The following is a 12094-nucleotide window of genomic DNA, read 5'->3' as shown; positions in this document are numbered from 1 at the left end:
CGGTTTAAGCTCGCAAACGATTAACACCTTAGTAATTGATATAAAAACCGGATCATACAACTCCACCAGTCCGGGTGAGCGGCGGGCGGTGACTCCTGCGGGAAAAGCACGTGTCCGAAGACCCCGCAGCGGTGGGCTTTCCGCAAGGAGGCTGAGGCCGTGCCCGCGGAAAGCATCCGCCCAGAGCGATCACGGACGGCAGCAATAGCACACATCTTAGCACATCACCCAGAAGTAACGGCGCTTTGTGGATAGAAACATATGGTGGCCATTTGTTTTATAAACTGTCTCTCCAGCTTAATAATTCAGCTTTTTCGTCAGTAGTCAGTTTACCATCCTCAACTAAGGCTTCCACTAATTCATCAAAATTAGTGATTGTTTCGAATTGGATATTTGTCTGTGCAAACTGCCTGCTAGCTTTCTGAAGACCATAAGTAAATATGGCGAAGACGCTTAATACATCAGCACCTTCAGCCTGCAGAGCTTTCGCAGAATCGATGGAAGAACCACCTGTAGAGATCAGATCCTCAATAACCAAAACTTTTTGTCCCTTTGTAATATTTCCTTCAATCTGGTTTCCTTTACCATGTCCTTTTGGTTTTGAGCGAACATAAACCATAGGGAGGTTCAACTGGTCTGCAAGCCATGCAGCATGCGGAATACCTGCAGTTGCGCAACCTGCAATCACATCCGGCTTTTCATCCATTACCGCTACTTTTTCAGCAAATGCCTCACTGATTTTCTTTCGAATTTCCGGATAGGACATCGTTAATCGATTATCGCAATAGATTGGTGATTTGATGCCGGAAGTCCATGTGAAATAATTGTCCGGATTAATTTGTACTGCTTTAATTTCAAGTAAGTCTCTTGCAAGCTCATCCTTTAATGCCATTGTTCCATTCCTCCACTGCTTGTTGATATGCTTCATACGGATTATCTGCCTTTGTAACACTGCGGCCAATAACAATGTAATCCGATCCATTATCCTTGGCAAATCCTGGCGAAGCAATTCTTTTTTGATCATTACTGTCTGAATTCTTTAAACGAATACCAGGAGTTACTGTGAGATAAGAATTTCCGCATATTCGTTTTATTCTTTCTGCTTCATAAACCGAACAAACAACACCATCTGCTCCACTTTTTTGAGCAAATTCGGCAAAATAAGCGGCATTATTCTCCAAATTACCTGGAATTCGCAATTGTTTATTTAGCGAATCTTCATCCATTGAAGTTAACAATGTGACCGCAATTAGTTTTGTATCATGATTTTCACTACCTGAAATAAGTCCTTCTTTAGCAAATTTAATCATTTCACTACCACCAAGAGCATGTACATTCGTGAGATCGACTCCTAGCTTACCAATATTTTTCATCGCACGCATCACTGTTGTCGGAATATCATGCAATTTCAGATCAAGAAAGATTGGATGGTTATCTGTTTTTAGTTTTTCTATAACGGAAGGTCCCTCTTTGTAAAATAGCTCCATGCCTACTTTTACCGGAACGCCTTGAAAATTATAATCGTGGATAAACCGTTTCGTCTCTTCCCAATCCGGAAAATCTAGTGCAAGGTAAATATTCTTATTCATACCTGTACAATCCCCTTTCCGATGGCGTCTTCAACGGAATCAAACCCATATCTTTTCAGTGTGTCTGGAAGCGCATCAATAATCTCTGGGCAAGCATATGGATTGTTAAAATTCGCAGTACCAACTGCAACAGCACTTGCTCCTGCAAGTAAAAATTCAAGTACATCTTCTGCGCTACTGACACCACCCATACCAATAATTGGAATGGATACATGCTGCTTCACTTCATAGATCATACGAATTGCAACTGGTTTGATTGCGGGACCTGATAGTCCCCCTGTTTTATTGGCTATTAATGGTTTTTTTGAAGGTAAGTGGATTTGCATACCTGTTAGGGTGTTAATCATAGAAAGTCCGTCTGCCCCCGCTGTTTCCACTGCTTTTGCCATTTCAACTATATTCGTTACGTTAGGTGACAATTTCACATAGACCGGTAATTGACTTGCTTTCTTAACGACTTCCGTTACCTTTGCTGCCATACCCGGGTCTGTACCAAATTGAATTCCGCCTTCTTTCACATTTGGACAGGATATGTTTAACTCAAGTGCATGTACATCGTCCGTCTGATTGAAGGCTGCAGCCACTTTTTCGTATTCTTCCAGTGTACTTCCTGCAATATTACCAATGATTTGTGTATTGTAATTTGCGAGAAACGGAACTTCATTTTCAATAATCTTTTCCACTCCCGGATTTTGCAGTCCAATCGCATTTAGCATTCCAGAAGCAGTTTCAGCAACTCTTGGAGTCGGATTGCCAAATCTTTCCGTCCCTGTTGCAGCTTTCATAATCACTGCACCAAGCTTGCTTAGATCATAAAATTCACTATATTCTTTGCCAAATGCGAAACACCCTGAAGCAGGCATAATTGGATTTTTCAGTTTCAGTCCAGGCAAATTTACTGCTAGATTAGTCATAGAGATACCTCCTGCGCATGAAAGACTGGCCCATCACTGCAAATTTTCTTATATCCACCTTTTTCATCCGTTGGTATAACACATGCCATGCATGCTCCTACACCACATCCCATTCGCTCTTCCAGAGAGATCATTCCAGGTTTGTCCTTTAGTTTTGCAGTAATGGCTTTTAACATTGGCAATGGTCCACAGGAATAATAGCTATCAAAATCTCCTGCCTTCTCTATAATATCTGTAACAAATCCCTCTTCTCCATATGTCCCATCATTGGTTACAATATAAGTTTTTCCAAATTTACTGAACTTCTCTTCGTAAAATACATTTACCTCTGTTTGAAAACCCAGAATCGAGATGATCTCTGTATTTTTTTCTGCTAGTTTTTTTCCAAGATAATAGAGGGGAGGAACACCGATTCCTCCACCTATTAATAGAATTGTTGATTTTTGATTACCTTCTATCTGAAATCCATTGCCACTTGGACCCAGTACGTCAAATGACATACCAGGATTTAAAGTAGCAAGTTTAGCTGTTCCTGTCCCCACAATTTTAAAGAGAATCGTTATTGTATTATTTTCGCTGTTTATATCTGCAATCGATATCGGTCTTCTTAGCGTATGTCCTTCCACGGATACATGCAGGAATTGACCTGGAGTCGCTGTTTGACTAATATAGGGATTTTCTACAACCATTTCAATTGTATCCAGTGCTATTCTTTCAACAGCGTTTATGAGCATTATCTCTTTTCTCATCATTTAGCAACAACCTTTTTTTGGTCCATTGGTTTTGCACTGAAAGTTGTTGAATCAATCACATTCAGAATTGCATTAGCTGTATCCATGTTTGTTAAACAAGCAATTCCATGTTCCACTGCTTCTCTTCGAATTAAGAATCCGTCTGATCTCGGTTTTTTACCGGAATTAAGTGTATTGATAACAAATTGTACTTGAGCCTTTTCGATAATAGAGAGTACATTTGGTTCCGTAGCACCAATTTTTGCTACTTCAACAACTGGAATTCCTCCAGCATTTCGTACATATTCTGCAGTTCCTTTCGTTGCATAAAGCAGGAAACCAAGTTGATGGAAACGATCTGCAATCTCAAGCATCTCTTCTTTGTCTTTATCTGCCACAGTCAGAAGAACTCCACCTTCTTGTGGAACTGTCAGTCCTGCTGCAATTAAACCTTTATAAAGTGCCTTTTCCAATGTTTTATCATAACCAATCGCTTCACCCGTTGATTTCATTTCCGGTCCTAGAATTGTATCCACACTACGGAGTTTTTCAAAAGAAAACACCGGTATTTTAACGGATACCTGTTTTTGTTCAGGTAAGATTCCAGTTTCATATCCTAAGTCTTTCAGTTTAGTTCCTAAAATACATTTTGTTGCCAGATTTGCCATGGTAACGCCTGTTATTTTACTCAAGAAAGGAATCGTTCTGCTTGCTCGTGGGTTTACTTCCAGGATATAAACATCTTCCCCACGAATAATGAATTGGATATTAATCAATCCTTTAACATGAAGCGCATTAGCGATTCTTTCTGCAGCATCCATACATTTTTGCTTTACTGCCGGACTGAGACGTTGTGGTGGATAAACGGCCATGGAATCCCCTGAATGGACGCCTGCACGTTCAATATGTTCCATAATCCCTGGTACAATTGTAGTTTCTCCATCACTGATTGCATCCACTTCTGCTTCAATTCCTGTTAGGTATTTGTCAATCAGGATAGGATGTTCCGGGTCGATATTGTCAGATTTGGCAAGATATGTGTGTAATTCAGTATCGTCATACACAATTTCCATTCTGCTTCCACCTATTACATAGGAAGGTCTTACGAGAACCGGATAACCAATTGTATTGGCTACTTCAATTGCCTGATTCAACTTGCGAACCGCTTTTCCATTTGGTCTCAAAAGATTCAATTCATCTAATAATATTTCAAATTTATCACGATCTTCGGCACGGTCAATTGCTTCCAGATTTGTCCCTAAAATTTCTACCCCTCGGCGTTCCAAACCTGCTGCCAGATTGATTGCTGTTTGACCACCAAACTGTACGATAACCCCTTCTGGCTTTTCCAATTCCACAACATGCATCACATCTTCCAATGTTAATGGTTCAAAGTAGAGCTTATCGGAAATACTGAAGTCAGTGGATACCGTTTCGGGATTATTATTCATAATAATTGCTTCATAGCCCATCTCTTTGATTGCCAGTACAGAATGAACCGTTGCATAATCAAACTCTATTCCTTGTCCAATCCGTATTGGGCCTGAACCAAGTACAAGAATCTTTTTACGGTCGGAAGCAATAGACTCATTTTCATCCTCATACGTACTGTAGAAATAAGGTGTTTCTGATTCAAATTCTGCCGCACACGTATCTACCATTTTGTAAACAGGTTTAATATTAAGGGACATCCTCCGTAAATAAACCTCGTCTAGTGTCGTATTCCAAATTCTGGCAATTTGTGCATCTGCTATACCTAATTTTTTTGCTTTTTCCAGAACTTGATCAGAGAATGGGTTTACTGCCAATTCTTGTTCGAACTGGATCATTCTTTCCAGTTTTACTAGGAAAAATGCATCTATTTTAGTAAGTTGGAAAATCTTTTCTACGGTAAATCCTCTACGGAAAGCTTCTGCAATGACAAAGATTCGTTCATCATCAGCCTTCTTCAAGCGTTTTTCCAGAATTTCCTCAGACACATCGATCAGTGACTTCAACCAAAGTTCTTCTGTACCAAGTTCAAGAGAACGGATACCTTTTAAAAGAGATTCTTCAAACGTACGACCAATCGCCATAATTTCACCAGTTGCCTTCATTTGTGTACCAAGTCTACGATCACCAGTTGTAAATTTATCAAAGGGGAATCTTGGGAATTTGGTTACTATATAGTCCAATGAAGGCTCAAACAAAGCATATGTTTTTCCCGTAATTGGATTTATAATTTCATCCAGCGTATAGCCTACAGCAATTTTTGCAGCCACTTTTGCAATCGGATATCCTGTTGCTTTAGAGGCAAGTGCTGATGACCGACTGACCCGTGGATTTACCTCAATAATGAAGTAATCAAAGCTGTTCGGATCAAGAGCAAGCTGAACATTACAGCCACCTTCTATTTCCAAGGAACGTATAATCTTCAACGAAGCATTTCGTAACATTTGGTATTCCCTGTCACTCAATGTTTGTGATGGTGCCACTACAATCGAATCCCCAGTATGAATGCCGACTGGGTCCACATTTTCCATATTACAGACAACAATAGCCTGGTCATTTTTATCACGCATTACTTCATACTCAATTTCCTTAAATCCTGCAATATTTCTTTCTATCAGACATTGATGAACAGGAGACAATGCAAGCCCATTTTTCGTAACTTCTTTTAATTCCTGTTCACTGTAGCACATCCCTCCGCCGGTTCCACCAAGCGTATATGCAGGACGTACAATTAGGGGATAGCCGATTTCTGCTGCAAAATCAAGTGCTTGATCAACCGTTGTGACAATACTACTTTCAGGAACTGGCTCTTTCAATTCATGCATCAAATCTCTAAATTTCTCACGATCTTCCGCCTTTTGAATAGCTTCGAGTGTTGTACCCAACAACTGAACATTGTATTTGGAAAGGATTCCTTTATCTTCTAGCGCAATTGCCAGATTCAAACCGGTTTGTCCACCAAGCGTCGGCAACAATGCATCTGGTTGTTCTTTTCGAATGATTTTAGTCAGGAATTCTACATTTAAAGGCTCCATATAAACTTTATCTGCAACTGTGTTATCTGTCATAATTGTTGCAGGATTTGAATTGGCAAGAATGACAGTATAACCTTCTTCCATCAACGCCTGACATGCTTGTGTACCGGAATAATCGAATTCTGCTGCCTGTCCAATAACAATTGGGCCGGAACCAATAACTAAAATCTTCTGGATGTTTGTATTCTTAGGCATATGATTCCTCCTCATGCTTTACTTGATTGTCTTTAATCATTTTTAAAAATTCATCAAACAGGTAATTAGTATCTTCTGGACCTGGGGAAGCTTCCGGATGGTACTGTACAGAAAATGCCGGATACAGTTTATGTTGAATCCCCTCAACCGTATTATCATTCAATGCAATTTGGGTAAGTTCAAGTGCAGTATCATCAAGTGATGCTTCTCTTACCGCATAGCTGTGATTCTGTGATGTTAGATAGGACTTGGATTTTTTCAAGTCTTTAACCGGATGGTTTGCACCACGATGACCGAACTTCATCTTCTCTGTATCAGCTCCGCAAGCAAGTGCTAGTAGTTGATGACCTAAACAAATACCGAAAACCGGAACTTTTCCTAAAACCTGCTTAATCATTTCAATTGCTTCAGGGACATCCTTTGGATCCCCAGGCCCATTTGTCAGCATAATTCCATCAGGCTTCAAACGCAAAATAGCTTCTGCACTATAATCATGTGGAACAACTGTAATATGACAATTTCTTTTTGTTAATTCGCGAAGAATACCATGTTTTGCACCAAAATCAACCATTACAATGCGCTGACCACGTCCTGGAACGACGTAAGGCTTGATTGTCGAGGTTCTTTTAACCTGGTCCGTAGGCAGAACAAGATTTCTTACCTCTTCTGCTAGCCCTTCGGCGGACGGTTCAAGATCGGTAATGATTGCTTTCATCGTTCCGTATTTCCGAATAATTTTTGTCAGTTTTCTTGTATCAATCCCTTGAATGCCTGGAATATCATGTGCTTTTAAAAAGTGATCCAAGTTTTCCTCATTACGGAAATTGGAAGGTGCGTCACTTACTTCCTTCACAACCAAACCGTGAATAAACGGGGTAACAGTTTCAAAGTCGTCCCGGTTAATTCCATAGTTTCCAACAAGTGGGTAAGTCATCGTAACGATCTGTCCACAATAGGAAGGATCAGATATAACTTCCTGATAGCCTGTCATACCTGTATTGAATACAACTTCTCCGGTTGTGACCCGCTCACTACCAAATCCTTCGCCAATAAATACTGTACCGTCCTCTAGAACCAATTGTCTTTTAGCCATGAATATCCTCCTTATAAACAATATTACCTTCTGCGATTGTTAATACTGGTATTCCTTTAACCTTCCAGTCCTGGAATGGTGTATTCTTCCCTTTTGAATAAAAACTATTTTTATCTATAACGGATACTTTCTCAAGATCTACTACTGTAATATCTGCAATACTACCTTCTTCCAGTGTTCCATAAGGAAGGTTGAAAACTTCTGCAGGTTTATTTGTCATCCACGCAACTAACTGTTGAAGCGTAATTTTTCCTGTTTGTACCAGATTTGTATGAAGAAGCGGGAAAGCAGTTTCAAGACCAACAATACCAAATGGTGCTTTCAAAAATCCTTGTGCTTTTTCATCTGCTGCATGTGGTGCATGGTCGGTTGCAATAAAATCAATTGTCCCATCCAACAATCCTTCCAGTAAGGCCTGTTGATCTTCTTTGGAGCGCAAAGGAGGATTCATTTTATAATCCGCATCATTTTCACGAATATCTTGTTCAGTCATTAGTAAATGATGTGGTGTAACTTCTGCCGTGACATTAATTCCAGCACTTTTTGCATCACGAATCACACGTACAGATTCCTTTGTGCTAACGTGACAAACGTGATAATGACAGCCTGCTTTCTCAGCAAGCAGAACATCTCTGGCAATTTGAACCGATTCAGTTATTGAAGGGATTCCAGGCAGATTTAGTCTCTCGCTTACTTCCCCATCATGAACAACACCACCATATACGATTGAGTTGTCTTCACAATGCGCAACGATTGCAGTACCACATGCCGCAGCATCCTTCATAGCACGAAGCATCTGATCTGCTGTCTGAATCCCAACACCGTCATCCGTGAAGGCAAATGCGCCTATTTCGCTTAATTCTTTAATATTTGTTCGTTCTTCGCCTTTTAATCCTTTTGTGATTGCTGCATATGGAAGAACACGAACCAAAGCGTCCGTTCTTATTTTTTCTAAAATTGCTGTTAGAGATTCTTTACTGTCAGGAACTGGATTTGTGTTCGGCATCGCACAGACGGTTGTATATCCACCTCGTGCTGCTGCTTCTGTACCACTAATGATTGTCTCTTTATGCTCTCCACCAGGTTCACGGAGATGAATGTGAACATCAATAAAGCCTGGTAAAATGAGTTTTCCTTTAAGATCGATAATTTTATCTGCTTCTTCTGCTATTACAGTATCCAATTTATCGATTCGATTACCGTTTATTACTATTTCACATGCTTCCATTTCATTTGATGAAAGCAAGCGCTTTGCGTTTTTTAAAATTGTTTTCATTAGTGATAATCCCCCATTCATTTAATACGTTCATCATAATCGCCATTCTCACAAAAACTCCGTTTTCCATTTGTTTAAAAATTCGTGATCGACCGCATTCAACCAAGTCAGTATCCATCTCAACTCCTCGGTTAATTGGGGCAGGATGCATAATTATTGCCTGCTTCTTCATCTTTCTTTCCCGTTCTTTAGTTAATCCATAAAGTTCAAGATAATCCGAAGTCTCTGCTTTATGAAGATGTCTCTCATGCTGTATACGGAGAAGCATGACAACATCACAAGTTTCAGCTGCTTCATCTATTGAAATATAAGGAAAATCTAGTTCATCATCTTCAAATCCAGGGGCAGCACTTAAATATACAATCGCACCAAGCTTACGAAGCGCAAAAGCATTGGAACGTGCCACCCGGCTATGTTTGATATCACCGACAATTACGACCTTTAGTCCTTTAATACAGCCATATTCCTGATAAATAGTTAGCAAGTCCAACATGCATTGTGTTGGATGTTCCTCTTTCCCTGCACCTGCATTAATTATCGGAACCGAAATCCTATCGTCAAGCTCTTCAAACCAGCTGTCCGAATGATGTCGGACAATAAGAAGATCAGATCCAATGGATTCAAATGTCTTTGCTGTGTCATAAAGAGACTCTCCTTTAATTACACTGGATGAATCGGAATGAAAATCAAGAATCTCCAACCCTAATTTTTTCTGTGCCACGACAAAGCTCATTTTCGTCCTTGTACTCGGTTCAAAAAATAAATTAGCTGCAAATAATTGTTTGTTTAATTTGACCTCATGAGTCCGATAGTATTCTGCTGTTTCCAGGATGGAGTAAATATCTTCTACAGTAAGCTGATTAACGGATATAAAATGTCTCAAAAGTCTCTCCTCCTTATAATGAATAACTTAATTTTCCCATAAAAAAACTCTTTGCAGGTGGCTGCAAAGAGGTATACGTGTAGTTACTACACGTTATCTTGGGCAACCTTTCAAACCTCTCTGGATTTGATTAAAAGTTGAATTATTTATTTTTCATAAATGGAAACTTGGTCCCTATTATCAATTTCATTTAATTGAACAACAATAATTTCTTTATCGGATGTCGGGATGTTTTTCCCTACATAATCAGCCCGGATTGGTAGCTCACGATGTCCTCGGTCAACTAATACTCCCAGTTGAATTTGGGATGGTCTTCCAATATCCATTACTGCGTCCATTGCCGCTCTCACTGTTCTTCCTGTAAATAATACATCATCTATGAGGATCACATTCTTTCCGGTTAGCTCAACATCGATGGTTGCTGAATTGATTTCAGGTTCGTTACTGATATTTACTTTTTTCAAATCATCACGATACATCGTAATGTCAAGTTCACCAAATGGAACTTCTATTGCTTCAATTTGTTTAATTTTTTCTTGAATTCGTTTTGCTAGTGGTACACCTCTGGTTTTCACACCAATCAGTACTAGGTCTTCGCCGCCTTTATTTTTTTCCAATATCTCATGGGACATTCGTGTCAACGCTCTGTTCACGGCAGCTGTATCTAATATTTCCGTCTTCTTCTTCACTGAAATGCACCTCAATTCTTAGAAAACTAAGGCGTAGCCAAGCCTTTTCGGCGAATGCTCAACGCCCGCACTTATGCAGTGAGAAAGTATTTATACTTTCTTAACTGCCATATAAAAACCCTTTTCTCCTGATAGGAAAAAAGGGTTTGAGAATACATAATCATACTTATACCGCTCCCTTTTTAGCCTCACAGGACTAACGTTTAAAGGTCATCTATTCATTTAGTTTATTATTACAAACTCTGCTCTAGATGTCAATACATTTTTATAATCGTTTCAAGCACTTCCTGAAACACCGCTGGGGCATCTATTTCAAATTCAAGCCACTCTTCTGTTCTCGGATGAACGAACGCAAGCGATTTCGCATGTAATGCCTGTCCATTTGTATCCAGTGTTTTTCTCTGGCCATATTTTGGGTCACCAACTAATGGAAATCCAATATAACGCATATGAACACGAATCTGGTGGGTACGTCCGGTATCCAACTGGCATTCCACATGGGTGAAATCAGGAAAATGTTTGAGTACTTTAAAATGGGTAATAGCAGGTTTTCCTTTATCCACAATTCCCATTTTCTGCCTGTCTTTCGGATCTCTTCCAATAGGTGCATCAATCATTCCTGTTTCATGCGTAATTTCTCCGTGCACAATAGCCTCATATTTACGCTTTATTTCTCTATTGGAAAGCTGTTCCGACAAATGGACATGTGTATGGTCATTTTTAGCAACAACGAGTAGTCCACTTGTATCTTTATCGATTCGATGTACAATCCCCGGTCTTTCAACTCCATTTATTCCGGACAAGTCCTTGCAATGATAAAGCAGTGCATTAACAAGGGTTCCATTCTGATGTCCCGCAGAAGGATGAACAACCATGCCTTTTGGCTTGTTAACAACGAGTAGATCACTATCCTCATAAACAATAGATAATGGAATATCCTCTGCTTTAATATCCAATGGCTCTACTTCCGGTATAGACCATGTGATTTCATCACCTGTTTGACATTTGTGGTTTGCTTTCGCAGGCTCGCCATTCACCAAAACATGATTCTTACTGATCCATGTTTGAATTTGAGAACGGGAGCGTTCCGGATTAATTTCAGCCAGAACCTTATCTAATCTTGTTTTATTTTGTTCCTCAGTTACATCATGTTTAAAATAGGTCATTTTTTCGGCTTTTCCTTTCTTTGTTTCATTTCATCGATTATAGTAGCAATAATCACTAATATGACACCAATTGTTAAAGCTGAATCGGCCACATTAAAGATCGGAAAATCATAATTAAAAATGATGAAATCTGCAAAATCAACTACTTCTTTACGAAATATGCGATCAATAAAGTTACCGATGGCACCGCCAAGTATTAAGCTCAATCCAATTGCAAGAAGTTTATCGTATTTTGCATAACTTTGCATGTAATAAATAATTCCAATCACAACGATGACTGTAACAATATAAAAGAATATCATCTGCCCCTCTAAAATACCCCAGGCAGCACCAGAATTACGATGTGATGTAAGATAAAAAAAGTTCTCCATCACAGTTATTTGTTCACCAAGCTCCATGGATTTAACAACAATCCATTTTGTCAGCTGGTCCATACCAATGATGATGAGTGCGAAGACATAATACCAGTGCATTCGATTTCCCCCGATTCCCATTTCTATGTCCCTATATCTTATACTTTAACTACCTTGTT

The 12094-nt window shown here is 39.5% G+C and carries 11 protein-coding genes; all 11 read right to left on the bottom strand.

All coding sequences use genetic code 11. The features are described from left to right. Positions 1 to 277 precede the first annotated feature (277 nt). The 11 genes from pyrE to lspA all read right to left on the bottom strand — a co-directional run bounded on the left by pyrE (position 278) and on the right by lspA (position 12035). On the bottom strand, positions 278 to 892 hold the full coding sequence (pyrE, locus tag ACHABU_RS20095; protein ID WP_435766739.1) for an orotate phosphoribosyltransferase: 615 nt from the start codon (positions 890 to 892) through the stop codon (positions 278 to 280). Next, on the bottom strand, positions 876 to 1589 hold the full coding sequence (pyrF, locus tag ACHABU_RS20090) for an orotidine-5'-phosphate decarboxylase (RefSeq protein WP_435766738.1): 714 nt from the start codon (positions 1587 to 1589) through the stop codon (positions 876 to 878). Before pyrF ends, pyrE begins: the two co-directional genes overlap by 17 nt. Beyond that, positions 1586 to 2503 carry a dihydroorotate dehydrogenase gene (locus ACHABU_RS20085; RefSeq protein WP_435766737.1) on the bottom strand — a complete coding sequence of 306 codons (918 nt, stop codon included), beginning with the start codon at positions 2501 to 2503 and terminating at the stop codon, positions 1586 to 1588. Before ACHABU_RS20085 ends, pyrF begins: the two co-directional genes overlap by 4 nt. Further along, positions 2500 to 3255, bottom strand: coding sequence for a dihydroorotate dehydrogenase electron transfer subunit (locus ACHABU_RS20080; RefSeq protein ID WP_435766736.1), 756 nt, complete (start codon positions 3253 to 3255; stop codon positions 2500 to 2502). The genes ACHABU_RS20085 and ACHABU_RS20080 overlap by 4 nt, the downstream gene beginning before the upstream one ends. Beyond that, entirely contained in the window at positions 3252 to 6455 is a 3204-nt protein-coding gene (carB, locus tag ACHABU_RS20075; protein WP_435766735.1) for a carbamoyl-phosphate synthase large subunit, read from the bottom strand. The genes ACHABU_RS20080 and carB overlap by 4 nt, the downstream gene beginning before the upstream one ends. After that, positions 6448 to 7548: a carbamoyl phosphate synthase small subunit gene (locus ACHABU_RS20070; RefSeq protein WP_435766734.1), complete on the bottom strand. Its 1101-nt coding sequence runs from the start codon at positions 7546 to 7548 to the stop codon at positions 6448 to 6450. Before ACHABU_RS20070 ends, carB begins: the two co-directional genes overlap by 8 nt. Next, a complete protein-coding gene (locus ACHABU_RS20065; protein ID WP_435766733.1) occupies positions 7541 to 8824 on the bottom strand; it encodes a dihydroorotase in 1284 nt (427 codons plus the stop codon). The genes ACHABU_RS20070 and ACHABU_RS20065 overlap by 8 nt, the downstream gene beginning before the upstream one ends. After that, entirely contained in the window at positions 8778 to 9707 is a 930-nt protein-coding gene (locus ACHABU_RS20060) for an aspartate carbamoyltransferase catalytic subunit (protein WP_435766732.1), read from the bottom strand. The genes ACHABU_RS20065 and ACHABU_RS20060 overlap by 47 nt, the downstream gene beginning before the upstream one ends. A 146-nt stretch (positions 9708 to 9853) precedes the next feature. Further along, on the bottom strand, positions 9854 to 10396 hold the full coding sequence (gene pyrR / locus ACHABU_RS20055) for a bifunctional pyr operon transcriptional regulator/uracil phosphoribosyltransferase PyrR (protein ID WP_435766731.1): 543 nt from the start codon (positions 10394 to 10396) through the stop codon (positions 9854 to 9856). 254 nt (positions 10397 to 10650) lie between these two features. Then, positions 10651 to 11562: an RluA family pseudouridine synthase gene (locus tag ACHABU_RS20050; protein WP_435766730.1), complete on the bottom strand. Its 912-nt coding sequence runs from the start codon at positions 11560 to 11562 to the stop codon at positions 10651 to 10653. Continuing rightward, positions 11559 to 12035 (bottom strand): signal peptidase II, encoded by a 477-nt coding sequence (gene lspA / locus ACHABU_RS20045; RefSeq protein WP_435766729.1) that lies wholly within the window; start codon positions 12033 to 12035, stop codon positions 11559 to 11561. Before lspA ends, ACHABU_RS20050 begins: the two co-directional genes overlap by 4 nt. Positions 12036 to 12094 lie beyond the last annotated feature (59 nt).

The sequence above is a fragment of the Oceanobacillus sp. CF4.6 genome (genome assembly GCF_051262635.1).
GTDB lineage: Bacteria > Bacillota > Bacilli > Bacillales > Amphibacillaceae > Oceanobacillus.
The sequence above is the reverse complement of the archived record's forward strand: the minus strand, read 5'-3'. Positions and strand labels throughout refer to the sequence as shown.

Coding starts and splice junctions, on each gene's coding strand:
- pyrE (WP_435766739.1), bottom strand. CDS start 892: ATGGCATTAAAGGATGAGCTTGCAAGAGACTTACTTGAAATTAAAGCA.
- pyrF (WP_435766738.1), bottom strand. CDS start 1,589: ATGAATAAGAATATTTACCTTGCACTAGATTTTCCGGATTGGGAAGAG.
- ACHABU_RS20085 (WP_435766737.1), bottom strand. CDS start 2,503: ATGACTAATCTAGCAGTAAATTTGCCTGGACTGAAACTGAAAAATCCA.
- ACHABU_RS20080 (WP_435766736.1), bottom strand. CDS start 3,255: ATGATGAGAAAAGAGATAATGCTCATAAACGCTGTTGAAAGAATAGCA.
- carB (WP_435766735.1), bottom strand. CDS start 6,455: ATGCCTAAGAATACAAACATCCAGAAGATTTTAGTTATTGGTTCCGGC.
- ACHABU_RS20070 (WP_435766734.1), bottom strand. CDS start 7,548: ATGGCTAAAAGACAATTGGTTCTAGAGGACGGTACAGTATTTATTGGC.
- ACHABU_RS20065 (WP_435766733.1), bottom strand. CDS start 8,824: ATGAAAACAATTTTAAAAAACGCAAAGCGCTTGCTTTCATCAAATGAA.
- ACHABU_RS20050 (WP_435766730.1), bottom strand. CDS start 11,562: ATGACCTATTTTAAACATGATGTAACTGAGGAACAAAATAAAACAAGA.
- lspA (WP_435766729.1), bottom strand. CDS start 12,035: ATGCACTGGTATTATGTCTTCGCACTCATCATCATTGGTATGGACCAG.